This is a genomic window from Sphingomonas sp. BK069 (assembly GCF_014193405.1).
Lineage (GTDB): Bacteria > Pseudomonadota > Alphaproteobacteria > Sphingomonadales > Sphingomonadaceae > Sphingomonas.
The window spans coordinates 12,693-35,694 of record NZ_JACHZH010000008.1 but is presented as its reverse complement, the minus strand read 5'-3'; the positions used below and the strand labels follow the sequence as shown (position 1 = coordinate 35,694).

The following is a 23,002-nucleotide window of genomic DNA, read 5'->3' as shown; positions in this document are numbered from 1 at the left end:
CACGCCTCGCCGTTCCCTTCCCGCGCGAGAATATCTCACCACTGCAACCGTGCTAGTCGCTGCTGCTCTACAAATTGTTGACCCAATCCGTCGAGTTCGTCGCTGCGCCCCGTCGCGACCAGAAAATCTCGCAGCTCACCATAGAGCAGCGGATCGGCGGGAATGTCCTGCAGGCCGCCACGCAACGCGTTCTCGGCGAGCTGCGGCTGCCCCGCCTGGCGGTAGGCGCGGGCGAGTCGCACCCGATCGTCGGGCGCGCGAGTCTTCTCCGCCACCAGCTTCTGCGCGTCGAACACCGCCTGCCGCCCGCGCCCGGTGCGCAGGTACAGATCGGCGCGCGCGCGCAGCGCGACCACGTTGCTCTGATCGAAGGCGAGCACCTGGTTGAGCAGCGACTCGGCCTCGCTGTCACGTCCCCGAGTCGCGCGGATCTGCGCCAGCAAGGCCAGCACCGACGCGTTGGCGGCGGTCACCGGCGGCTTCGCCAGCGGCGCCACCAGCGACTCGGCGGTGTCGGCCGCGCCGATCAGCATCAGCAAATAGGCGTAGCGCAGCCGGTCGCGCGGCGTCGCCGCCGCGGCCAGCGTGCGCACGGTCGGCACGCTCCAATCGCGCGGCTCGTAGCGGCGCCACAGCGCGAGCACGTCGACCAGTGAGTCGCCATAGTCGCCGCCGCGGACCAGCCGCTCGGTCAGCGCCCGCGCCCGGTCGTGCTGACCCAGCGCGTAGAGCGTCTCGGCATAGGCGACGCGCCCCGCCGCATCGTGCGGGCGCAGCGCGACGAGCTTCTCGCGCGCCGCGGCGAGCGACGGCAGCCGATTGAAGCGCCGGGCCACCGTCACCATCGTGTCGAGCGCGGCACCGTCGCGGGGATGCGCGGCGGTGAAAGCGGTCAGCAGCTTCAGCGATGCGTCGGGATCGCCGCTCGAGGCCAGCGCGCGCGCCTTCAGGATGGTGGCGTTCGAGTCCTCGGGGCGGCTGGCGAGCACCGTGTCGGCGCGCTTGAGCGCGGAGTCGAAATCGCGGTCGTGCAACGCGACGAAGCCGAGCGTGGCCTGCGGCGCCGGGTCGCTCGGCAGCAGCAGCAACACCTGATTGGCGTAGCGCCGCGCGTCCTCCACCCGCCCGCTCAGCGCGGCGAGGTCGGCGAGCGTCTGGATCACGTTGGCGTTGGAGCGATCGAGCTCGTTGGAGCGGACGAACGCGGCGAAGGCACCGGCATAGTCGCCCAAGGTCAGCTGCACGCGACCGAGCGCCGCCCAATATTGCGGGTTCGAATCATCGATCGCGACCGCGCGCTGCATCGCCAGCCGGGCGGTCCAGGGATCGTTTCCCGCCAGCGCCGCCTCGTACATGCCGGCATAGCGCGCGGCGCGTTCCTCCGGCGCGCGGCAGGCGGCCAGGGTGATCAGCGTTAACAACAGCGCCACGCGGCCCGACCGCTTCGTTCGACGCACCAGAATGCTGCACATACTCAACAATCTCGTGCGTACATGGAAAGGAAAATGCGGTAAGGCGGCTGACGCTGCGCCCGTTACTCGATATGGGACGAGCGATCAAATAAACTCGTGGCGCGCGCCGATCGATTTGTGGATCAGGCCTTAGTAGTTAGGGGGTCAAGGGAATGGTGAATAAGCTACTGTCCGGGGCAGTGATGGCCTTGGCGCTGATCGGGGCCGTGCCCGCGACGGCGCAGTCGGGCACCGGCGGCTCGGCCGCGGCGCTCGCGGCCTATCGCATCAACCCGGGCGACGAGCTCGACATCTTCGTGTGGGGCGAGGAGCGTCTCCAGCGCACCGTCCGAGTCCTGCCCGACGGCACCTTCTCCTTCCCGCTCGTCGGCAAGGTCGACGCGCTCAACGCGCTACCCAGCGAGATCGAGGCGCGCATCACCAAGGGGCTGGAGGGCCAGTATCGCACCGCCGTGCCGCAGGTGACCGTCTCGGTGAAGACGCCGCAGGGCATGCAATTCTCGGTGCTGGGCAAGGTCCGCTCGCCGGGCTCCTTCAACCCCGGCCGCTACGTCAACGTGCTCGAGGCGCTCAGCTTCGCCGGCGGCCCGACCGAGTTCGCGTCGCTCGGCAACGTCGTGATCCTGCGCAAGACGCCGACGGGCGCACAGGCGGTGCGCGTGCGGCTCAGCGACCTGATGCGCGGCTCGACCGACAATCTGTCGAACGAGTCGCTGCCGCTGGTGCGCGGCGGTGACACGGTGATCGTCCCGTGAGTAGCATGACCCGTCGTCTTCGCGCCGGCGTGGCGCTGCCGCTCGGCGCCGCGCTGGCGGTGCTGCCGTCGGCGCTGGCCGACGCGCAGACCACGCGTTTCATCGTCGACGGTCAGGCGGGGGTCGGATACTCCACCAACCCGTTCGTGATCGACGACAATGACACGGGCAGCGCCTTCACCGAACTGTCGATCACGCCCCAGCTCGTCCGCCTCGACGAGAAGGGCGAGGCCGCGCTGAGCGCCTACTACCGCCGCACCGATTATTTCACGCGGTACGACTCGGCCGACAGCTATGGCGTCGAGGCGCGCGCGCGGCGTCAGCTCAGCCAGACCTTCAACGCGCATGCGGTGGTGAGCTATGACAGCTCGATCATCGGCCAGAGCAGCTATGGCCTCGTCGGCGTGCTCGATCCGTCGCTGCCGCCCGATCTCGGCACGCCCGATATCGCGCTGCTCGGCCTGCGTCAGCGCCAGAAGAGCCTGGTCGCCGCGGTCGGCGCCGACCTGCGAATCAGCACGCGCGACACGGTCAACGGCGAGCTGCGCGCCAGCCGGATCAGCTATGCCGACAGCAGCCTCCTGACCTCGTCCACCAGCAAGTCGGCGACGCTCGGCTGGTCGCACGCGGTGTCGGCGCGCACCAGCGTCGGGCTCCAGGGCTCGGGGTCGTGGACCAGCTTCGAGCGCCAGCGCACCTCGGGCGCTTTCTACCAGCCGCAGGTGACGCTGACCCACCAGTTCAGCTCCTCGGTCACGGTGACGGCCGCGCTCGGCGCGCTGTTCATCACCTCGCGCACGCCGCTGGGAACGACGCACTCGACCGGCGTCTCGGGCAATGTCTTCGCGTGCAAGGCGGGGCAGCGCAGCAACACCTGCTTCCGCGCCTATTCGGACGCGCAGCCGACCGGCTTCGGTGACATCTCCAAGCGCCAGGGCGCCGGCTTGGACTATTCGTACCAGGTCCGTGAGAATGACGTGGTGCGTGCGTCGGTCGATTACTCGCGCGTGCAGGAAACGTCGAATCTTCTGCAGGCGCGCAACGCCTCCTTCATCACTGGTGGTGCAAGTTACGAGCATGGCTTCTCGCGGCGCCTCTTCGGCGGCGTTACGGGCGGCTATCGACGGGCAACCGGCGGCGGGCGAGACTGGCCGTCGGACCTGAACGTCAAGGTATTCGTGCGAGCGAGATGGGGCGATACGCAGTGAGTGACGTCGACACGAACGAGGAAGAGGGCGGCGGCGGCTTCTTCGGTTATATCCCCACGATCCTGTGGCAGCGCCGCTGGCTGATCATCGTCCCCTTCGTGGTGCTCTCCACGATCGGGGTGGCGCTCGCGCTGCTGCTGCCGCCGATGTACCGCTCGTCGGCGACACTGCTGGTCGAGTCGCAGGAGCTGCCCTCGACGCTGGTGAGCTCGCCTTTGACGACGATCATCGACCAGCGCATCGCCAAGATCCGCGAGCAGGTGCTCAGCCGCGGCGACCTGATCGCGCTGATCGAGCAGAACAATCTGTACGAGAAGGAGCGGCGCTCCAAGCCGCTGTCCGAGATCGTCGAGACGATGCAGAAGGCCACCGCGGTGCAGGCGGTGAGCGGCGACATCGGCCAGGGCCAGCAGGCGCAGAACGGCGGCACCAGCACGATCGCCTTCACGATGAGCTTCGACTACGCCGATCCCGCCAAGGCGCAGGCAGTGATGCAGAGCATCGTCAGCCGCTTCCTCGAGATCGACGCGACCACCATGGCGGCGCAGGCGACCAACACGGTCGACTTCCTCCAGGACCAGTCGCGCAAGCTACAGGACCAGATCGGCCAGATCGAGGGTCAGATCACCCAGCTCAAGGCGCGCAACGGCCTCGCGCTGTCGTCGGGCGGCATTGTCATGCCCTCGAACAGCAGCGGCTACAGCGCGCAGATAGCGCAGTTGCAGAGCGAGAATCGCGCGCTGCTGGCGCAATCGCGCAAGTCCGGCGGCAAGGACCCGCTGGTGCAGCAGGCCGAGCAGGCGCTGATCGCCGCCCGGGCGGTGTATAACGAGGGCCACCCTGACGTGATCCGCGCCAGGGCGCGGCTGGCGCAGGCGCAGGAGATCGCCAAGTCGCAGGGCGACACGTCCGACACCGCGCTGGTGCAGAGCCAGATCCAGGCCAACAACGCGCAGATCGCGCAGCTCGAATCCTATCGCGCCAGCGACAACGCGCGCGCCTCGGCCAGCCTCGCCAATTCGTCGCGCGCGCCGGTCGTGTTGGAGCAGGTCAACCAGCTCGAGGCACGCGCCAGCGGCCTGCGCGACCAGCTGAAGGACATTACCGGCAACGTGCTGCGCGCGCAGAACTCGGCGCGCATGGCGCAGGAGCAGAAGGGCGAGCGGCTCACCGTGGTCGATCCCCCTGCGGCACCCGACCACCCGGTCTCGCCCAACCGCCTGATGCTGATCGGCGGCGGCGTCGCGGGCGGCCTTGGCCTCGGCCTGGTGCTCGCACTGGCACTCGAGTTCCTGATGCGCCCGATCCGCGGCGTCGACCAGCTCAAGGCGCTCGGGCTCGAGACGCTGACGGTGGTGCCCACCTTCACGCCGGACCTCGCGCCGGGGCAGAAGCGCCGCCGCTGGCTGCCCGGGCTGCCGTTCCGCCGCAAACCCCGTCTTGCCGCCGAGTCCGGCGGAGCGCTGTGAAGATGACCGACATGCTCAAGGCCATTCCCATGACCAAGCCCGAGTTCGCACCGTTCGCGGGCGAGACCTTCCCCGCGCTGGACCAAAGCGCCGAGTTCGCCTGGTCCACGGCGGAGGCGAAGCAGCGCGGCATCTACGGCTTCGACAGCCGCGACGTGCGCTCCCGCCCGTTCAACATGCTGCGCTCGCGCTTGCTCAAGCTGCAGCGGCACAAGGGCTGGCGGCTGTTCGGCATCGTCTCGGCGACCCCGGCGGTGGGCAAGTCGTTCTGCGCCACCAACTTGGCGGCGGCGCTCTCGCGTACCCCGGGGCTCGACACCTATCTCGTCGACCTCGACCTGCGCCGCGGCTCGATCGCTTATAACTTCGGCATCCCGGTCGAGCGCGGCATGCGCGACTATCTCGAGGGCGACGTCGACTCGCTGGGTGCGATCGCCTGCCACCCGCAGGGTGAGCGGCTGATGATCCTGCCGACCGACCGCGCCCCGGCGCATTCGGCCGAGCTGCTCGCCTCGTCGCGGATGGAGCGCGCGATCGCGTCGATGCGTGCGGTCACCGCGCCCTCGATCTTCCTGTGCGACCTGCCGCCCGTCTTCGCCAACGACGACGCGACGATCGTGACGACCAAGCTCGACGCCTTCATCATGGTAGTCGAGGAAGGTCGCACGACCAAGAAGCAGGTCAAGGACGCGCTCCACGTGCTCGACCAGGCGCCCTGCGCCGGCGTGGTGCTCAACCGCTTCGACGGCGGGCTGCTCGCCGACAGCTACGGTTATGGCTACGGCGCCGGCTACGCGGACTATTATAAGTAAGCGGCAGGGCTGGTATCGGCGATCTGACCGATCGCCGCCGGCGGCGTCCTGCGTCGGTCGAAACACCTCGTCATCGGCCTTGAGCCGGGATCCGTCGAACCGCGCTCGAACGAACCGTCGTTCTTGCGGAACCATGACCCCGGCTCAAGGCCGGGATGACGACGGCGTCATAACGACAAGAATGTGGCGGTCCGGCGCGCTCCTTCGAACGCCGCGGCCCGATGCCATAGGCGCTACACGCACCCACACTCAGGGCCGCAGAACTACGGACGAGCGGCGGCGCCACCTGACGCCGCCGCCCCCACCTTACTTGGCGGCCGCGGCCGGCGCGGCCGCGCCGGTCGGCGCGGGGGCATAGCCCGGCTGATACTCGATCTTCGCGGTCGAGCGGAGCTGCTTCACCTGATCGTTCAGGCTCTTCTCCTCATTCTGCTTGCGCAGCGCGCCGAGCGCGGCCTTGCGCATGTCGTCCGCCGACATCGCCACCGGCTCGCGCCCGACGATCACGTTGGCGAACAGCTTGCCGCCCGCTGGCAGCACGAACGGCTCGGTCGACGGTAGCGCGAGGATGCGCTTGAGCACCTCGGGCGGCACGCTGGCCGTGTCGAGCCGGCCGCTCGTACGCGTGAACGGGATGTTGAGCTTGGTCAGCGCCGCCGCCACCGCGTCGAGCGAGTGCGCGTCCTTGAGCGGCTCCAGCGCCTTGGGATCGCTCGGCGGATCGATCGCGATCTGTTGCAGCGCGAGCACCTGGCGCTGCGCGAAGGCCTGCGGGTTGGCGGCAATGAACTGGTCGACCGCCTTCTGGTCGGGCAGCTTCTGGCTGCCGTTCTGGCGCTCGGCGTTCATCGCGATCAGCAACTCGTCGGTGAGGCGACGCTGGCGGCTGAGGAACTCGGGTGTCTTGTCGACGCCGTTCTTGCGCGCGTCCTGCGCGAGCAGGCGGCGGCTGATGATATTCTGCAGCAGCTGTGCGCGCACCGCCTTCTGGTCGGCGCCCTGCGGCACGTTGGCCTGCTGCAGCTCGGCGTTGAGCTCGCCGATCGAGATCTCGTCCCCGTTCACCACCGCGACCGACTGCCCGGTGGGCTTGCGGTCGCACCCCGCCGCGAGCAGCGCGAGCGAGCTCGCCGCGATCAAAGTCCCACGCCTGAACATCTCAATCCCCTTTTCACTGTTGATGGCCTACCTAGCACAAGCTGCGGATTTGCTGTACCGCTACCGCGTCAAGGATTGGACCGCCGGATGGAAACTGCTTACGATTGGGTGACTTTGGCCATTTTCGCCGGCCTTGTCGTGCTGTTTCTGCAACGATCTGTTTCCAGCGACCGGCAGGACTCGATGCTTGCCTATCTGGCGGGCGCGGTGATCTGCGCGCTCGCCAATTATTTTGGGAATTCGGGTCAGCATCTGCTCGCAGTCGCGCTGATCGTCGCCAACCTGATCTTCATCCTCCTCGTCCTGAAGCCGATCGACCTGCCCAGCCGCCGCTCGTGAGGCGGCTCAGCCGGCGGCGCTGTCGAGCACCCGGCGCACGTCGGCGGGCACCGCGGCGAAGAGCGCGCGCGTGAACGCCGCCAGCGTCGCCAGACCGGCGTCGCGATCGTGAGTCAGCGTCGATATCCGCACCAGCATCGCGTCGGGCACGTCGCCGCGCAGGTTGGCGCGCGCGACCGACCAGCGCTGCTGCGCCCAGCTGAGCGGCATGTCACGGCCGACACGCGTCCAGTACATCAGCTGCTCGACACGATTGTCGGCGCTGGCGGTCATCACGGTCGCGTCGAGCTCGCCGCCGGGCAGCGGTACCGAGCGGACCGCCTTGTCCGTCAGCGTGAAGCCGCCCGCGGGGTAGCAATATTCGGGACGGTGGACCTGGAGCACGCCGGTCTGGCCGCTGCTCTGCGCCATCAGCAGCATGACCGGCAGCTGGTCCGGCGCCAGGTACACCCGCGTGAGCAACTGCGAGTAGAGCAGGTCTGAGAGCTGGTCGGGCGGTGGCGTCACCAGCCCGCTCTTCGAGAAGAAGGACCAGGGACCCACGTGCGCCGGGATCAACGCGTCGAGCTTGCGCTTGCCGAGCAGGTCGATGTGGTTGCCCGGCACCCGCGCCGCGGCGACGCCCGCGGTGAGCAGGAAGGCGCCGCCCAGCAGCGCGCGGCGCCGGTCGAGCAGGCGCGTCTCGGGCAGCGCGAAGCCGCTCGCCTCAGTCATGGCCGTTCCCCAGCGCGCGGCGCAGCGGAGTCGCCAACGCGTCGATCGCGAAGATGGTGAGCACCGAGACCAGGAACATCACCAGCCCGGCGAAATCGTGCGCGAAGCCCTGCGCCGCCGCGTCACCGAAGTAATAGGTGATGAGGATCAGCAGGATCACACGGATGAAGTTGGCGAAGATCGCGATCGGCACGATCGTCAGCATCAGCAGCGCGGCGTAGCGCCAGTTCGCCTGGTGCCGCACGTAGATGTAGAAGAGGCAGATCGCGGTGAGGCTGATGATCGAGTTCAGCCCAGCGCAGGCCGCCGCCACCAGCAGGTCATATTGCGCGATCTGGATCGTCACCCCCGAGCTGCCGATCGGGTAGCCGAGCGCATAGAGCAGGTTCACCGCCTGCTCCGAGATCGCGATCTTGAGCGGCTGGGTGATCACCGCCACCACCTGATCGGGGGGCGGGAAGACGAAGCCGAGATAGACGATGGGGAACCACAGCTCGCGCAGCACCGCGCCACCCAAGAGCGCATAGGCCGCCACGAGCAGCGCGCCGTAGAGCGCGAAGCCCTCGATCTCGATGATGCCGGTGATATGCGCCACTAGATAGAGCAGCAGGCAGATCGGCAGCAGCAGCGCCACCACCATCCCCGAGCCGGGCCGCCGCATCGGCCACACGCCGGGCACTTCGCGCCACAGCAGCCACAGCCCGGTGGCGAGCACCAGCGGACCGTGGCCGCCCTGCTCGGTCGACCAGCTGAAGCGCGCCACCGTGATCATCGTCGGGAGCGCCAGCGCGACGCAGCCGATCAGCAGCAGCCAGGCCGACAGCGACAGCGAGGGAAGACGCGGCGCGGGCCGGCCGCGCGGCCGTTCCAGCTCGGCTGCGGTCGACAAGGTCGCACTATGCTGACTATTCACCTTTATCGAACTCGACGAGCGGGCACATACCGACGCGGCACCGGCGACCCCTTCCGGCGGACCTGGGCATAAACATCAAACCACCCGCTCGCAACTGACCGAGGCGACCATGCGCTGGCGCTGATTGACGAAAGTGGCACGGTATAGGGCTAACGCGGCATTTACCGGACACTCACCAGCGACAAGCTAGTGGCCAGCGCGCGCACCGCTGCGCTACAGCCGCGGCCGCGCTCGGATGAGCGGCGTTCAGGGGAAGAAGCGAGTGACAGCAGTGGCAGTGATCGCGACCGTCGTCGCCGCCCTCGTCGCGGCGCCGCTACTGGCGCTCACCGCGGCCTTCGTGATCGAGGTAAGCGCGGGGCTGCGCTCGCCCGCCTCCCCTGCGCCGACCGACGTCACCCCGCGCGCGGTGATCGTCATGCCCGCGCACGATGAGGGCCCGATCATCGCCGCGACGGTGACGCGCCTGCTCCCTGAGCTGCCGCCCGGGTTCGAACTGCTGGTGGTGGCCGACAATTGCCGCGACGACACTGCCGCCATCGCCGCCGCGGCCGGCGCGCGCGTGACCCGCCGCGACGATCCGTCGCGCCGCGGGAAGGGCTATGCCCTGGCGCACGCGCGCGACCAGATCGCGGCACGCGCTCTCGAGGATCAGCCCGCGGTGGTGATGGTGCTCGACGCGGACGGCGCCACCGACCGGGCCTCGCTGCTCGCGATGGCGGCGCGCGCGACCGAGCGACCGGTGCAGGCGACCAACCTGCTCGCCCCCGACCTGACCGCCGCGCCGATGGTGCAGGTCTCGAACTTCGCGTTCGTCATCAAGAATCTGGTGCGGCAGGGCGGACTTGCGCGGTTGGCCGGGCGTGCCAATCTCACCGGCACGGGCATGGCGTTCCCCTGGCCGATCTTCCGCGACGCACCACTTGCCACCTCCGACATCGTCGAGGACCTCGCGCTCGGGCTCGACCTCGCACGGCGCGGCAAGTTGCCGCGCTACGTCCCCGAGGCGACGGTGTGGAGCGCGGCGAGCAGTGCCGAGGGCACGTTGCAGCAGCGCCAGCGCTGGGAAGGCGGCTTTCTCGCGACCTCGCTGACCCGCGCGCTTCCGGCGATGGGCGCCGCGCTGCGCCGCGGCGACGCGCGCGCTCTATGGGCCGGGCTGAGCCTCGCCATTCCGCCGCTGACGCTGCTGCTGATGTTCGATCTCGCGGCTCTGCTGGTAACCGGGCTGCTCGTGCTCGCCGGCGCTTCGCCCTGGCCGGCGCTGCTGCTCGCCGCCGCGCTGACCGCCGCCGCGATAGCCTTGTGGGTCGCGTGGCGGCGTGTCGGACGGCCGTTTCTCTCGGCCGGAGCGGCGGCGCGGCTGCCCCTCTACGTGCTGTGGAAAATCCCGCTCTACCTCAAGCTGCTCGGCGGCCGCCCGACCTCCTGGCTGCGCGCGCGCTAAGCCAGCGGCGCTCGACCCGCTTGCCGAGCTCGATCATCGGCCGGCAGCAGATGCCTCGCGATCACCAGCAGGATGCTCAGCGCGCGCCAGCCGTCGAGGATCGGAAGGCACTGCATCAATGATCCCTTAGTCATTCGCCGCCATGCTTGGCCAGCGTCGACGACGTGATGACGGCTTTGTCTGAAAGCTTCCTTGTCGGCGCGCGGGATCATTGGCACAAGCACGCGCCCGGCGGTCGGCCGGGCGCCGGCCGGCGCTATCAAGGAGTTTCACCGTCTATGTCGCGCAACTATCAGTCGCGGAAGCGCGTGCTCGTCACCGGCGGCGCCGGCTTCCTCGGCTCGCACCTGATCGATCGCCTGCTCGACCGCGGCGACGAAGTGGTGTGCGTCGACAATCTCTTCACCGGTGCCAAGCGCAACATCGACCATCTGCACGGCAACCCGCGCTTCGAGTTCCTGCGCCACGACGTGTGCTTCCCGCTGTACGTCGAGGTGGATGAGATCTACAATCTCGCCTGCCCCGCCTCGCCGATCCACTATCAATATGATCCGGTGCAGACCACCAAGACCTCGGTGATCGGCGCGATCAACATGCTGGGCCTCGCCAAGCGATTGAAGTGCAAGGTATTTCAGGCATCGACCAGTGAAGTCTACGGCGATCCGCACGTCCATCCGCAGAAGGAGGACTATTGGGGCAACGTCAACCCGATCGGCATTCGCTCCTGCTATGACGAGGGCAAGCGCTGCGCCGAGACGCTGTTCTTCGACTATCACCGCCAGATGAACTTGGACGTGAAGGTGGTGCGCATCTTCAACACCTACGGCCCGCGCATGCATCCGGCGGACGGTCGCGTTGTGTCCAACTTCATCATGCAGGCGCTCAAGGGCGAGCCGATCACGCTGTACGGGGACGGCTCGCAGACGCGAAGCTTCTGCTTCGTCGACGACCTGATCGAGGGCTTCCTCCGGCTGATGGGCAGCGAGCCGGGCTTCGCCGGCCCGGTCAACATCGGCAACCCCAACGAGTTCACCATCCGCGAACTGGCCGAGCTGGTGATCGAGCTGACCGGCTCGTCCTCGACGCTCGACTATCGCCCGCTGCCGCAGGACGACCCGATGCAGCGCAAGCCCGATATCGCGCTGGCACAGTCGAAGCTCGGCTGGGAGCCGACGGTCCAGCTGCGCGAGGGGCTGCAGCGCACCATCGACTATTTCCGCGACTATGCCGCGTGACGCTTCCGTTTTGCGGGATCGGCCAATGAGCCTCGACTCGGCGGTGCGGGCGCACGCCGCCCACGCCGCCGAGCCACAGCTCGGGCGCACGATCGTCTCGATCCAGCTGCTGCGCTTCGTCGCGGCGCTGGCGGTGGTGTTGTACCACGCGCACCTGACCTTCGCGCGTGACGCGGCGGGGCATCCGTGGCTGCTCAGCTATCTGTTCGATGCCGGCGCGTCGGGCGTGCACGTCTTCTTCTGCATCAGCGGCTTCGTGATGGTGTACACGTCCTATTGCCGCGATGCCGGACGGTTCTCCGCGAGCGACTTCCTGGTTAAGCGGCTCCTGCGCATCTATCCGATCTATTGGCTGGTGGCCGCCGCTTACCTGGCCTTTCACGCCATCGTGCCGGGCCTCGGCTATCATCTGAGCGCGGGAGAGCTCGCGGGCGCGCTGCTGCTCACGCCGGATGACGCGTCACTGGTGATCGGGCCGGCGTGGACGCTCGCGTTCGAGATGTATTTCTATCTTTGCTTCTGCCTGTTCATGACGCTCGGGCTGCGCACCGGGCTGTTGGCGATGACGGGATTCTTCCTGCTGTGTGTCGCGAGCAGCGTGCTGTTGCCCGGTGCGCCGATCGCGCCGTTGATCCGCAACCCGCTGCTTCTCGAGTTCGTGGCCGGTGCCTGGGTCGGCTATGTCGCGATCGAACGTCCGGCCTGGCTCGCCCGACCGGCGCGCGCATTGCTGCTGCTCGCGCTGGTCGGTTTCGCCGCGACGCTCCTGACCGGGCCCGAACGCGCGCCCACGCTGATCGCCTGGGGAGCTCCCAGTGTGCTCTTGCTCGCGGGCGCGGTGGGCTATGAGGCCGGCGGCCGGTTCCCGCGCCGGCTGGGCCGCTATGCCTATCTCGGAGACGGCTCCTATTTCCTCTACCTGTCGCACATCCTGCTGATCGACATGGTGTTGCTCACCCCCTTGTCGCTGCTGCGGGGAACGACCGGCGGGATCGTCGCGCTGACCATCGTCACCACCGTCGCCGCCGTGCTGATCGCGGTGCTTGCGTTCGATCATGTCGAGCGACCGATGCTGCGGCTGTTGCGGCGGCATCTGCTCGCACGCCGCAGGGCGGCGCCATTGCCGTAGCGGCAGAACGCGGTCGCTCGGCCTGGCGTGCGGATTAGCTCGGCCGGTCGCCCGACGTCATGTTGTTCTCCGGCTCCTCAGACGGGGTCGGCAAATCCATCTCCTTCTGCTCGCGCGCGCGCTCGCGCTCGTCGCTGGTGACGGTGCCGTCATGGTTGGCGTCCTGCTGGTCGAAGCGCGCCAGCATCCACGAACTCCACTCGTCGTTGGAGATGCGGCCGTCCTTGTCGCGATCGATCTCGGCGAATCGATCGGCGAGCCGCTTGGGCAGCTCGTTGGGGGTCAGATGATCGTCGTGGTTGACGTCGAGCCGGCGGAATCGGCGCTCGACCACGCCGCCATAGTCGAGCCGCGACATCACGAACGGCGGCACATAATTCGCCAGCACCGCGGGATCCGCCGCGTCCTCCGCGTTCTCCTTCGAGCAGGCGGCGAGCAGCACGGCCCCCGCCACCATCATCTGCCACCGCATGCGCCGCGAAACTCCCGTGTGTGTCAGCCGCGACGCGTCACGCCTCGAGCTCGACGTCCCAGTAGAGCCAGTCGTGCCAGCTTTCATGCAGATAATTCGGCGGGAAGCGGCGGCCGTGCTCCTGCAGCTGCCAGCTGGTCGGGCGGATCGGCTCGATCGCCAGCGGCATATGCGCCTGGCGCGGGGTGCGGCCGCCCTTCTTCAGGTTGCACGGCGCGCAGGCGGTGACGACATTCTCCCAGGTCGTACGTCCGCCCTGCGCGCGCGGCACGACGTGATCGAACGTCAGCTCGCGCGCGTTGCTGCCGCAATATTGGCAGGCGAACGTATCGCGCAGGAACAGGTTGAAGCGCGTGAAGGCGGGAAACTGCGACGGCCGCACGAACTGCTTGAGCGCGATCACCGAGGGCAGCCGCATCACGTGATTGGGGCTGCGCACCTCGCGCTCATAATGCGCGACGATGTCGACGCGATCGAGGAACACCGCTTTCACCGCGGTCTGCCACGGCCAGATGCTGAGGGGATAATAAGACAGCGGCGTGTAATCGGCGTTCAGCACCAACGTCGGGCAGCTGTCCGGATGCCGGATCAGGTCGGGATGGAACACGCTTGAACGTCTCCCTTACCTCTTACTCGCGCCGGCGCTGTCGCGCAGCGGCGTGACGACATGATGACAGCCCGACTCCGCGGCTTCAAGACTGGTCGCCACACCGCGGCTGTGGCACGCCACGCGGCTTCGTCTCTCCACACCGGATGCCGTCCATGCCGACCCCCTCCGCGCGCCTCCGCGCGCTCCGCGACCAGCTTGTGCGCGAGCGCCTCGACGGCTTCGTCGTGCCGCTGACCGACGAGCATATGAGCGAATATGTCGGCGACTACGCGCAGCGGCTGGCGTGGCTCACCGGCTTCGAGGGCTCGGCCGGCACGGCGGTGGTGCTGGCGGAGAAGGCCGCGATCTTCACCGACGGCCGCTACACGATCCAGGTGCGGGAGCAGGTCTCCGACGCGGACTGGTCGTTCGTGAGCGTGCCCGAGAGCAACGTTGCCGCCTGGCTCGGTGAGCATGCCGGCGCGGGCAGGCGCGTCGGCTATGATCCGTGGCTCCACACCCGCGGGTGGGTCGAGGAGGCGCGCGCCGCGCTCGCCGGGGCGGGCGCCGAGCTGGTCGCGGTCGAGCGCAATCCGATCGACTCGATCTGGGCCGACCGCCCGGCTCCCTCCCCCGCCCCGCTGGCGGTCCACCCCGAGCGGCTCGCCGGGCGCGCCGCCGCCGCCAAGCGCGCCGACGTGGCCGACTGGCTCGCCGGCGCCGGCGCGGACGCCACCGTGATCACCGCGCTCGACTCGATCGCCTGGCTGCTCAACCTGCGCGGCGCCGACGTCGCGCGCACCCCGGTGGCGCTCGCCTATGCGGTGGCGCACGCCGACGGCACCGCCGATCTCTATGTCGCGCCCGAGAAGATGACGGCTGAGGTCACCGAGCATCTCGGCAACGCGGTGCGGGTGCACGACCGCACCGCTTTCGCCGCCTCGCTCGACTCGCTCGCGGGCAAGCGCGTCGCGATCGATCCCGCGCTCGCGGTCGCGGCGATCGCGGACCGCATCGAGCGCGCCGGTGGCACCGTGCTGCCGCTGCGCGACCCGACCGTGCTGCCGCGCGCCACCAAGAACCCGGTCGAGATCGCGGGCCATCGCGCCGCCTCGCTGCGCGACGGCGCGGCGCTGACCCGCTTCCTGCGCTGGGTCGCCGACGCGGCGCCGCGCGGCGGCGTCACCGAGCTGTCCGCCGCCGAGCGGTTGCTCGCCTTCCGCGCCGAGGGCGGGCTGCTGCGCGACCAGTCGTTCGACGCGATCTCGGCGACCGGGCCGCACGGCGCGATCCCGCACTACCGCGTCACGCCCGAGTCGAGCCTGCCTATCGAGCCGGGACAGCTCTACCTGATCGACTCGGGCGGCCAGTATGAGGACGGCACCACCGACGTCACCCGCGTCGTCCCGATCGGTCCGCCGAGCGAGGAGATGCGCGACCGGTTCACGCGCGTGCTCAAGGGGCATATCGCTCTCGCCACCGCGACCTTCCCGCGCGGCACCAACGGCGGTCAGCTCGACTCGCTTGCGCGACGGCCGCTGTGGGACGCCGGGCTCGACTATGCGCACGGCACCGGTCACGGCGTCGGCAGCTATCTCTCGGTGCACGAGGGGCCGGCGCGGATCGCCAAGCCGAGCTACCCGGGCGGCGGCCCGGCCGAGCCGCTGCTGCCCGGCATGATCCTCTCGAACGAGCCCGGCTATTACAAGGCGGGCGCGTACGGCATCCGCATCGAGAACCTGCTGCTGGTGGTGGAGCGCGCGCTGCCCGGCGGTGATTCCCCGATGCTCGGCTTCGAGACGCTGACGCTGGCGCCGATCGACCGCGACCTGATCGACCCCGCTCTCTTGACCGACGCCGAGCTGACGTGGATCAATGCCTATCATCACCGCGTCGCGGCGACGCTCGCGCCGGTGCTGGGGGGAGACGACGCGATATGGCTAGAGGCAAGGTGTACGCGCATCACGCGCTGATCGTGGCGGGGGTAGGCGCGCTGTTCGGCGCGGCATCGGTGAGCGTGTGGCAGGTGCTGTCGCTGGCCTTCACGCTGGGTCATCGAGCGGCGGGGGGCTGACCGGCGGGCATGGGGCGGCGTCGGCATCCTGACCGGCGCGCGCCTGCGCCTTGCGCCGCCGCAGGTTGAGGCGGAGCTGCTCGGCCAGACGGGCCGCCCGTTCATCGCGGTCGCTCATGAAAAGAGCGCTAGAGCGAGCGAGGCACCTTGACAATCACCGGCGGCTCGTCTCTTAGGCGCCCTCCGCCCGACGAGGTCGGAAGTGCTGCCGTAGCTCAGTGGTAGAGCGCATCCTTGGTAAGGCTGAGGTCGTGAGTTCAATCCTCACCGGCAGCACCATTTTTCTTGACGTTGTCCCTTACGACGTTCGCTGTTGTCACTTTGGCGAACCTCAGGAGGGAACGGCTTAGCGACGAAGGCCAGCGCTGCCGCGCTTTCCCCCGCCCCTACCTCCCACTCCGTATTGGGCAATCTTCGTCAGCGCCTTCCGGCGCATCCAGCCAAGCGCATCGTGCCGCCGGCAACCGTCCCGCTCGAGCATACCCTCCAACCTAGTCGGGTGGATGCCGCTTCGTGCGCTTAGTTCTGCGAGAGTGATACGGTCCCTCGCCAATTTGCGGACTCGGGCCCAAGAAATTTGGTGCGCGCTCTTACCCCGCCGAGCCGATACATGAATGACGTGGCTGTGCTTCAGGGGAAGGTTCAGTATCTCGGCGGCGTCGCGTTGCGACACGAACCGCGTGCGGACGCCATCTGACAAATTTGCGTACTTGGCTCGTAATTTCGCCGCGTCGCCGGAGGCGATCATGATTCGATTGGTCGATCCCCCGGTGATCGAAAACGGGATATTTCGTTCCAGCATGTCCCGGAGGATACTGCCCCAAGGCTTCGCGCCGCCCCCGATGGCTCGCGCTGCACGATGCAGCGGTACGGGATTGTCGATATCGTCAGCTGAGGTTGCTCCACGCGTGAGAGCGTCGCGAAACTTCTTGAGCTCGGACTCGTGAACCTGCAGCGGGCCGAGGTGAGCGACGACGTATGGGTGAGTGACACAGGTGACAAGGTTCTCGTCGACCAGTTGCGCCATCGCATACTGCGGCAGATGCAGCGAGTGCGTAAATTTCTCCGGTCCGATGCGGTTGTGCAGCAGATCGTCGATCAACTCGATCTCGCCGCGATCCAGCGTGGGAATGATCCGATTGGCACGCACGCAAATACGCATCGCTAGATGTCCGAGGCGACGTGCGTTCGCCAGATTGCGCTCCTCCTGACCAGTCAAAAGCGCGGCCTCACGCATGCCGATCTGACCCTCCGGCAATCCGTCCGATGTCGATGTGATCGGGGACATGACGCTGGCGATCGTCGCTCGAACGACGCTAGGCAGCATCTCACTGTCGAGCGCAGGAAGGTAATAGGCCGCTCCCTTATAGCGGACATTCCGCTTCGAGGTGGAGCGTTCACGCAAGGCTCTGCCTAAAGCGACCATGAACCCCTCCGGCCACTGCCGGACGATATCTGCGGCTTCGGCCAAAGACTGCGCGTAACGGGGCAAGTCGACGGCTTTCGGCTCCGCGCCTCTTTCCAACCTGAACCCGCCCGGCGTCAGCGGCATGACCGCAAGAGCGAGTTCGAAGACCAGCCCACCGTCCAGCTCGGAAAGCTCCGGGGGCAGCTGGGCACGCGCTGCGTTGAGACGGTCCTCATCGGGGTCGATGAGGCCGATGACGAATTCCAGCCCATCTCGGAGGCTCGGATCGACAGTTTCAACCTGAACTTGGGCGAGCGGCGCGTTACAGCAATCGCATCGATCCAGCCGCTCGGCGGACTGCCATCGCTGTCGCTCGCCACAAGTGCAGACGTCGACCAGATACTCCCAGTGCTCGGTGCAGCACGGGACGGTCTTCAGAGACCACAGGGCGCGGGCATGCGGGGAGCAGGCGACGGCGGTCGGCCCGAATCGTCTGCGCCGGAACACGATCTCGTCCGCACGAACAGCGTTGCCGAAAAAATCGACATAGCCCGCGTCGGTGCGCGGCAGATGCCGCCGTGCGTTGACCTCGGCGAGGGGCTGGCGGAGGATCTGCGCCAGCCCTTCCTCGTCGAGGTCCGGGAGCAACGCAGCCGTTGGATTGTTGGCGTGCGCCGCGCCGACCTGGCTCAGCAGGACGTGTGACGACGGCAGGATGTTCCTCGTCACCGTGCGAGTAACGAGGCTCATCAGTCCTTCGGTCGGGATGGGCGTCACGCCCCACAGGACCGGTCCCACCTCAGCTTTCCTGGGACCCGTCGAGCTTCAGGAAGTTACGATCGATCGTTCCATCGGCCATGCACCACGCATCCACGGCGTCGACCAGACGCTGGCGGCTGATGCTGTCCTCGTCAGCGAGCAGCGTTGCCTCGAGCGCCGCCATCAGGATGTTGTGGCATTCGCCGATTAGGCCGTTGCTGCAGAGGCGGAGGTTCGCTGCGAGCGTTGCTTCGCCCAGCCCCGAGTGCCGACGCAGGACGTTGCGCTTGACCAGTTCTCCGTCGACCCGCGCGAGCAGCTTGGCCCATTCCGCCTGATCGGCGGGGTCGTCACCATAGGGGGCGAGCACGACCTGCGGGGCACAGCGGTTCTTCAGCTCGCGATTGTTGGCGAACAGCGACTGCGCGTCGGTCGTGCCCATGAGCACGATTGGCACCCAGCCGAGCGAGAGAACGTTCTTGATGGTGTTGGCCGCGTCGGTAGCCAGGCTCTTCTGCTTGAAGTGGTTCAGTTCGTCGATGATTAGCAGCTTGACCTTGAAGTCCTTCAGCCCCTGCTGGACGCGGCGCAGGAGCAGCTCGGCCTCGCCCCGCGTAGAGTAGTTGTCGCCCATGGCCGCCAGGATCGAGCTGGCGAGACTCTTGGGCGTGCCGGTCGTCGACAGGGTCACGTGAAGAACAGGCTTGGTTTCCGGATCATAACCGGGCTGATCCTCGACGAACGCCTTGAGGATCTTCGCGCAGGTGCTTTTGCCCGCGCCGGACTGGTGAAGGTAGCGGTAGGCACGGCGCTGCTGCCCCTCAGGCTGCTTCTCGCCCATCTTGAGCAGGGAATGCATCTGGCGAACGGCCGTCTTCTGCGCCTGGGTGGGAACGATGATGCCCTCGAAGGTCGCGAGGCCCTCGCCGACCCGATCCGCGAGATCGGAGGGCTTCACCACAATGGGGACGATTGGGGCGCTCGGCGCCGCTCGCCGCGAAGATGCGGGCTTCGCGCGCCTGTGACGCGGGGGCGCGGGGCGCCGCGCGGGATTGTTACCATCGTCGCTGGGGTTCGAGTTGGTCTTCGGCATCTTGTTCACTCCACGTGCGGGTTGATCAGGCGTAGCCGTCCGTGCCTGTGTCGATATCCAGGCGGCGGGCGGTTTGCGCCACGTCCTGCCGGGCCATCTCGGCCGAGGCGGACTTCGTTACGCCCGGGGCGTCACGCCGATCGCGCGCCCCCTTCCCCGCATTGCGGTTGGAACTTCGGGGCGTGATTCGGTTGGGATCACCGCGCGTGCCGACGCGGGTGTCGTGCTCGACTACGTTCTCCATGCCGGTAAGCGATCCCTCGACGGCCATGAGCTTGATGGCATCGCCGAGGTAGGCGCGTCCCTGCGAAGAATCCGCGAGGCGAGCGGTTGCCCGGCGCTCGGCCACGAAGGCGTCCGGCATCACACGACGCATCGCCTGGCTGTAGGCGGTGTGGACCTCGAGCATGTCGTGCTCGGTCTCGAACTTCATCCTCTTCTCGGAGGCATAGTCCTTCAGCCGCAGGTGCAACCACCGCGGCAGGTTCTCCGAATATCTACGCATGGCACAGGGAATCTCGACGTATTCGCCTCGATGCTCATCGAACATCCAGGCGACGCTCATGTCGTTCGGATCGTACTTGAACTTGACCTTGTGGAACGTGCGCTTCTTGGTGTCGGCGGCTACGCCGCGCGCCATGCCGAGATTGAACAGCAGATCCTCGTTGGTAATGGGCCAACGGTCGTCGGAACCGTCAGACCCGTAGCGCAGGCCCTCGATGATCGCGCCCTCGCCACGGAACTCCACCTCGACGACCTGACCGATGGCGCGGCGGAGGTGATCGACGTCGCGGACCATGTCGAGGCCGTGCTGCGCACGCTGCTCGATCCAGACGTCGATGGGAAAACGATCCAGAAGTCCGTCGTGCGCGCTGGTGTTGTACCGCGCCACGACGATGGCGAAAATCTCGCGGAAGCGTTCGATCGTGACAATCGCCTGCTTGGAGGGATCGTAGCGGAACTCGCGCATCAGCGGGATGTCCCAGGTGCCCGCGGGAAGCTCGTCGCGGATCAGGTTCTCCAGCTTTCCGATGCAGCTCTCGACGTGCGGCTTGTGCGTCGGTTCGTGGACGCCGGCCCAGCGGATGCCATGTCCGACGTCGCTGGCTCCGTCCTGTGCCGACCGCCCCGTGAGTGCCTTGGCATTGTCGACCACGACGTGCCCGACGATGCGGCCGCAGGTCTCCATGAGCGCGCGCGCGATCACCGGATTGCATTTCAGCTCTTTGGGCACCCGCTTTGGCAGCGCCGTGTGGAGCATCGCGCGCATGTAGCTCGCGTAGCTGGGCGGCTCGAAGGTGATGTCCCATCCAAGGATGACGCGGGTGAAGACGTCGATCGCGATCGTCACGGTCGGCACGCCGACGGGGACGCCGCGCACCGCATCGATGACGAACACCATAGGAAGAGGCGTATCGTCGAGCTGAACGTACTGCAGGAAGCGGACTGGCTCCTGGGCGACTCCACCGCCGCCGTAGCGCTGCTTGCGCGCCTGCTGGTTGAAGGCGATGCTGAGCGCCTTGCCAGCGCGAGCGCGTTCGATCTCCATCGCGAAGATGCGCCGCGTGCACATCTTGACCTTGTTCGGATCCCGAGGAACCTCCAGCGCTCTCTCGAAGTCGAGGATCTCGAGCTTGTCGCCACGAATGTAGCGCGCGACATCGTCTTTCGCTTTTTTCCAGAACGCGTTGACCGATTGCCGGTCCTTGGAATGGAAGCGGATGACCCAGAGCTTTATGATCTGGAGTACCACGGGATGGACCCTGCGACGGCGCGTCCCGACGCTCTTGAAGGATGCACAGTCGGGCGGGCGGCGATCGCCTTCGGTGCCGCGAGTCTGGATCCATTTGCGAAAGGTCGTGTCGCTAGGCAGGCGGCCGAAGCGCGCGATCAGTTCGTCGACATCGAAATTCTCGGCATACCAGCCATGAACGCCTGTCTTGGTGAGCGAACAGCGTTCGATCTCGGGATCGTCCCAAGCCGTCACCGACATCTCGCGCAGATAGAACCAGGGATCACGAGGCTGCTCGGTCTTACCCTTGCTCTTGCATTTGGCGTTGGCGAGTTCGGAGCGCGTAGGTTCCGCACGACGGGCGCGGCGCCGCGTAGCATCCGCAAGCGGCTCCGCCCTGAGTAGGAGGCGTCCATCCGCCATAAGGCCGAGCACCTGCTCGGGCGTCGGCCACTGGGGAAAGCCGTATTCGTCTGGGATCTCCAGGATCCACCCCGAATCGTCGGAAATCTGACAACGCCCGTCCACGGCCACGCCGCGGTAGACACATTCGTGCCCATGGAAGGACATCAGGCTACCGACGCCGAAGGCGAACTCGCTGCTCATTAGCGTCAGAACCGGATGGGAGAGTGGAAGTCGGACGGCGGTAGCAGGCGCACCGGCGCAGGATCGAAGAGGTATCGGTCGAGGTCGACTTCGACCCGGCCCGCACAGATCATCGCGTGGGCATGGGCCGTCCCCTGCAGCCGGTCGTCGTCCAACGCGAGGCGGAGGTCGCGAAAGGTGGTGTTCGGCGTCGCGGCGCACATGCTCTCAAAGCGCGCAAGCGCGTCCGTCGGGACGCGCCTCGTCGTACGCGCATAGATTTCGCCGCAGTTGACCTGGCGTTCGCCACTGCCAAGGACATCGCGAAGATAGACGATGCGGTGCCGCCAGCCCATGCCTTCTAGCACGGTGCGGGCCGCCCGCTGAACGATGCGCTCCTCGTTGTCGAGGAACGCCATATTTGGCTTGCATTCGATCGCCTCGACGATGTCGACGCCATCGACACGCAGGAAACGAAGGTGGTCGCAGATCCATTCGCGCACCACGCCGCCAGCGAGCAGCCGCAGGCGGAAGGCCTGCGTCCGGAAGTCCAGTACTCTGGACCTAAGCTCGCTATCGACAATAAGAGCGTGTTCCGTCGGCCCCTCGTAGGGGTTCGACAGCCCGGTCTTCTGGGAGGGCTCCTCGCCGACGAAGTGCTTGTGCCGACCCCCGACGATGGTCCGGATGGGACCACCGTCAGCGGCGACGTGCATGACCGCTGCGAAGCGGACGCCTTCCGCCCCCACGCTATCGGAATGCACGAGACGGAGCGCCTGACCTTCGTTCACGCGCCGGATCGGCAGGTGAAGCTGGTCAGCCTCCTCTTTCGGCTTCAGCTTCACTTGAAGGCTCGCCGCTCATCGAGGTCGCGGACGCTCGGGCGGGCGAGTACGCGAGGGCGGCTTGCCGCGACCCAGCGACGAACGGTCGAGTAGCTTGGTGGCACGCCCCATTCCGGCCGCCACCTTGTTCTCAGGTGGCGGAAGGCCTCCCTGGACGACATCGACGACCTTGAAACGATCAGCGAGAGCACCTCGACACGCCATTCCGCGGGCCGAGTGGATCGATCGGTATGGATGCCCTGTGCCATGCTCGTCAGCCTCGAGTCGGCTGGCTGCAATCCATCAACGGCACAGTCGACCGGCCGGCTCGTTGGCAATCGCCTCGGCGACGTCGGCTGATGCGCGAACACCTCCGCATGCGGCTCGTAGCGGCCGCTACAACACTTCATCGTGGTGCTCACCACGTTACCCATCCAGCCGTGCCGGACATTGACCGAACTCGCGCTTTCCAAGAAGTGGACCCTCCCGCGCGCGATGCGCTGCTCGAGCGACTCCACCGTCGTGCCGAGCAGGCCAATCTGGCCAGGCGCGCTTTTGTCGAAGCGGATGAGGAGCGCATCGGCCTGCAGCCCGGCAGGCGACGGAAATCGTTCCTCTACCTTGGCAACGCGCCCGTCGAGGACGAACGGCTCGCCCGACATGCAGCGGCCAGCCGCCGGGCTAGCCGACCAGGTCGCGCCCATCATGCGACCGCCGCTCACTTGTCCTCCTCCGGGAGCGGGGGCATCCAAGTCCGCAGCCGGTATTCCGAGGTGCGTGCCCGAGCACGCCGGCACCACGGCCGCCGCGGCGCT

General features: G+C 67.4%; 21 protein-coding genes and 1 tRNA gene. 11 read left to right on the top strand and 11 right to left on the bottom strand.

The window, feature by feature from the left end:
- Positions 1-35: 35 nt before the first annotated feature.
- A complete protein-coding gene (locus tag FHY02_RS18665) occupies positions 36-1,430 on the bottom strand; it encodes a tetratricopeptide repeat protein (protein WP_183925070.1) in 1,395 nt (464 codons plus the stop codon).
- Positions 1,431-1,624: 194 nt separating this feature from the next.
- Between FHY02_RS18665 and FHY02_RS18660 the strand changes: the two genes are divergently transcribed.
- From FHY02_RS18660 to FHY02_RS18645, 4 genes are read left to right on the top strand one after another with little or no spacing between them, the layout of a single operon-like run.
- A complete protein-coding gene (locus FHY02_RS18660) occupies positions 1,625-2,227 on the top strand; it encodes a polysaccharide biosynthesis/export family protein (protein WP_260159333.1) in 603 nt (200 codons plus the stop codon).
- A gap of 5 nt (positions 2,228-2,232) precedes the next feature.
- Positions 2,233-3,435: a hypothetical protein gene (locus FHY02_RS18655; protein WP_183925068.1), complete on the top strand. Its 1,203-nt coding sequence runs from the start codon at positions 2,233-2,235 to the stop codon at positions 3,433-3,435.
- A complete protein-coding gene (locus FHY02_RS18650) occupies positions 3,432-4,904 on the top strand; it encodes a GumC family protein (RefSeq protein WP_183925066.1) in 1,473 nt (490 codons plus the stop codon). The genes FHY02_RS18655 and FHY02_RS18650 overlap by 4 nt, the downstream gene beginning before the upstream one ends.
- A gap of 2 nt (positions 4,905-4,906) precedes the next feature.
- The gene (locus FHY02_RS18645) at positions 4,907-5,716 is read left to right on the top strand and encodes a CpsD/CapB family tyrosine-protein kinase (protein ID WP_183925063.1); all 810 of its coding nucleotides are present in this window, start codon (positions 4,907-4,909) and stop codon (positions 5,714-5,716) included.
- Positions 5,717-6,022: 306 nt separating this feature from the next.
- On the opposite strand, the gene FHY02_RS18640 is transcribed toward FHY02_RS18645, so the two are convergent.
- Positions 6,023-6,874 (bottom strand): SurA N-terminal domain-containing protein, encoded by an 852-nt coding sequence (locus FHY02_RS18640; protein WP_183925061.1) that lies wholly within the window; start codon positions 6,872-6,874, stop codon positions 6,023-6,025.
- Positions 6,875-6,949: 75 nt separating this feature from the next.
- Between FHY02_RS18640 and FHY02_RS18635 the strand changes: the two genes are divergently transcribed.
- Positions 6,950-7,213, top strand: coding sequence for an XrtV sorting system accessory protein (locus tag FHY02_RS18635; RefSeq protein ID WP_311731886.1), 264 nt, complete (start codon positions 6,950-6,952; stop codon positions 7,211-7,213).
- Between the two features lie 6 nt (positions 7,214-7,219).
- On the opposite strand, the gene epsI is transcribed toward FHY02_RS18635, so the two are convergent.
- Positions 7,220-7,927, bottom strand: a complete 708-nt coding sequence (epsI, locus tag FHY02_RS18630; protein WP_183925059.1) for an exosortase-associated protein EpsI, V-type — start codon at positions 7,925-7,927, stop codon at positions 7,220-7,222.
- Positions 7,920-8,816, bottom strand: a complete 897-nt coding sequence (gene xrtV, locus FHY02_RS18625; RefSeq protein ID WP_260159331.1) for an exosortase V — start codon at positions 8,814-8,816, stop codon at positions 7,920-7,922. The genes epsI and xrtV overlap by 8 nt, the downstream gene beginning before the upstream one ends.
- A 286-nt stretch (positions 8,817-9,102) precedes the next feature.
- Between xrtV and FHY02_RS18620 the strand changes: the two genes are divergently transcribed.
- From FHY02_RS18620 to FHY02_RS18610, 3 genes are all read left to right on the top strand, one after another.
- Complete coding sequence (locus tag FHY02_RS18620; RefSeq protein ID WP_311731885.1) at positions 9,103-10,287, top strand: glycosyltransferase; 1,185 nt, start codon at positions 9,103-9,105, stop codon at positions 10,285-10,287.
- Between the two features lie 278 nt (positions 10,288-10,565).
- On the top strand, positions 10,566-11,522 hold the full coding sequence (locus tag FHY02_RS18615) for a UDP-glucuronic acid decarboxylase family protein (protein WP_183925057.1): 957 nt from the start codon (positions 10,566-10,568) through the stop codon (positions 11,520-11,522).
- A 25-nt stretch (positions 11,523-11,547) separates the two neighbouring features.
- Positions 11,548-12,651: an acyltransferase gene (locus tag FHY02_RS18610; protein ID WP_183925055.1), complete on the top strand. Its 1,104-nt coding sequence runs from the start codon at positions 11,548-11,550 to the stop codon at positions 12,649-12,651.
- 34 nt (positions 12,652-12,685) lie between these two features.
- Here the strand turns inward: FHY02_RS18610 and FHY02_RS18605 are convergent, their stop codons facing one another.
- The gene (locus tag FHY02_RS18605; protein ID WP_183925053.1) at positions 12,686-13,123 is read right to left on the bottom strand and encodes a hypothetical protein; all 438 of its coding nucleotides are present in this window, start codon (positions 13,121-13,123) and stop codon (positions 12,686-12,688) included.
- 37 nt (positions 13,124-13,160) lie between these two features.
- Positions 13,161-13,730: an HNH endonuclease gene (locus FHY02_RS18600; RefSeq protein ID WP_183925051.1), complete on the bottom strand. Its 570-nt coding sequence runs from the start codon at positions 13,728-13,730 to the stop codon at positions 13,161-13,163.
- Positions 13,731-13,885: 155 nt separating this feature from the next.
- Here FHY02_RS18600 and FHY02_RS18595 point away from each other — a divergent pair, with 155 nt between their 5' ends.
- The 3 genes from FHY02_RS18595 to FHY02_RS18590 all read left to right on the top strand — a co-directional run bounded on the left by FHY02_RS18595 (position 13,886) and on the right by FHY02_RS18590 (position 16,065).
- Positions 13,886-15,685 carry an aminopeptidase P family protein gene (locus FHY02_RS18595; RefSeq protein WP_183925049.1) on the top strand — a complete coding sequence of 600 codons (1,800 nt, stop codon included), beginning with the start codon at positions 13,886-13,888 and terminating at the stop codon, positions 15,683-15,685.
- Complete coding sequence (locus FHY02_RS23125; protein ID WP_260172996.1) at positions 15,664-15,786, top strand: hypothetical protein; 123 nt, start codon at positions 15,664-15,666, stop codon at positions 15,784-15,786. Before FHY02_RS18595 ends, FHY02_RS23125 begins: the two co-directional genes overlap by 22 nt.
- 204 nt (positions 15,787-15,990) lie before the next feature.
- Positions 15,991-16,065, top strand: a tRNA-Thr gene (locus FHY02_RS18590).
- A 67-nt stretch (positions 16,066-16,132) separates the two neighbouring features.
- On the opposite strand, the gene FHY02_RS18585 is transcribed toward FHY02_RS18590, so the two are convergent.
- Genes FHY02_RS18585 through FHY02_RS18565 form a run of 5 tightly spaced genes read right to left on the bottom strand, consistent with a single transcriptional unit; the run spans position 16,133 to position 22,909 of the window.
- Positions 16,133-17,992 carry a TniQ family protein gene (locus FHY02_RS18585; RefSeq protein WP_183925047.1) on the bottom strand — a complete coding sequence of 620 codons (1,860 nt, stop codon included), beginning with the start codon at positions 17,990-17,992 and terminating at the stop codon, positions 16,133-16,135.
- Between the two features lies 1 nt (position 17,993).
- Positions 17,994-19,046 carry an ATP-binding protein gene (locus FHY02_RS18580; protein WP_183925045.1) on the bottom strand — a complete coding sequence of 351 codons (1,053 nt, stop codon included), beginning with the start codon at positions 19,044-19,046 and terminating at the stop codon, positions 17,994-17,996.
- 25 nt (positions 19,047-19,071) lie between these two features.
- Complete coding sequence (locus FHY02_RS18575; protein ID WP_183925043.1) at positions 19,072-21,384, bottom strand: DDE-type integrase/transposase/recombinase; 2,313 nt, start codon at positions 21,382-21,384, stop codon at positions 19,072-19,074.
- Positions 21,385-21,389: 5 nt separating this feature from the next.
- The gene (locus tag FHY02_RS18570) at positions 21,390-22,208 is read right to left on the bottom strand and encodes a hypothetical protein (protein ID WP_183925041.1); all 819 of its coding nucleotides are present in this window, start codon (positions 22,206-22,208) and stop codon (positions 21,390-21,392) included.
- The gene (locus tag FHY02_RS18565) at positions 22,205-22,909 is read right to left on the bottom strand and encodes a hypothetical protein (RefSeq protein WP_183925039.1); all 705 of its coding nucleotides are present in this window, start codon (positions 22,907-22,909) and stop codon (positions 22,205-22,207) included. Before FHY02_RS18565 ends, FHY02_RS18570 begins: the two co-directional genes overlap by 4 nt.
- Positions 22,910-23,002: the final 93 nt, after the last annotated feature.

Bases quoted from the DNA above. Each gene is read 5' to 3' on its own strand.
- FHY02_RS18660 (WP_260159333.1), top strand. From the start codon at position 1,625: ATGGTGAATAAGCTACTGTCCGGGGCAGTGATGGCCTTGGCGCTGATC.
- FHY02_RS18655 (WP_183925068.1), top strand. From the start codon at position 2,233: ATGACCCGTCGTCTTCGCGCCGGCGTGGCGCTGCCGCTCGGCGCCGCG.
- FHY02_RS18645 (WP_183925063.1), top strand. From the start codon at position 4,907: ATGACCGACATGCTCAAGGCCATTCCCATGACCAAGCCCGAGTTCGCA.
- FHY02_RS18640 (WP_183925061.1), bottom strand. From the start codon at position 6,874: ATGTTCAGGCGTGGGACTTTGATCGCGGCGAGCTCGCTCGCGCTGCTC.
- epsI (WP_183925059.1), bottom strand. From the start codon at position 7,927: ATGACTGAGGCGAGCGGCTTCGCGCTGCCCGAGACGCGCCTGCTCGAC.
- FHY02_RS18615 (WP_183925057.1), top strand. From the start codon at position 10,566: ATGTCGCGCAACTATCAGTCGCGGAAGCGCGTGCTCGTCACCGGCGGC.
- FHY02_RS18610 (WP_183925055.1), top strand. From the start codon at position 11,548: ATGAGCCTCGACTCGGCGGTGCGGGCGCACGCCGCCCACGCCGCCGAG.
- FHY02_RS18605 (WP_183925053.1), bottom strand. From the start codon at position 13,123: ATGCGGTGGCAGATGATGGTGGCGGGGGCCGTGCTGCTCGCCGCCTGC.
- FHY02_RS18595 (WP_183925049.1), top strand. From the start codon at position 13,886: ATGCCGACCCCCTCCGCGCGCCTCCGCGCGCTCCGCGACCAGCTTGTG.
- FHY02_RS18580 (WP_183925045.1), bottom strand. From the start codon at position 19,046: ATGCCGAAGACCAACTCGAACCCCAGCGACGATGGTAACAATCCCGCG.
- FHY02_RS18575 (WP_183925043.1), bottom strand. From the start codon at position 21,384: ATGAGCAGCGAGTTCGCCTTCGGCGTCGGTAGCCTGATGTCCTTCCAT.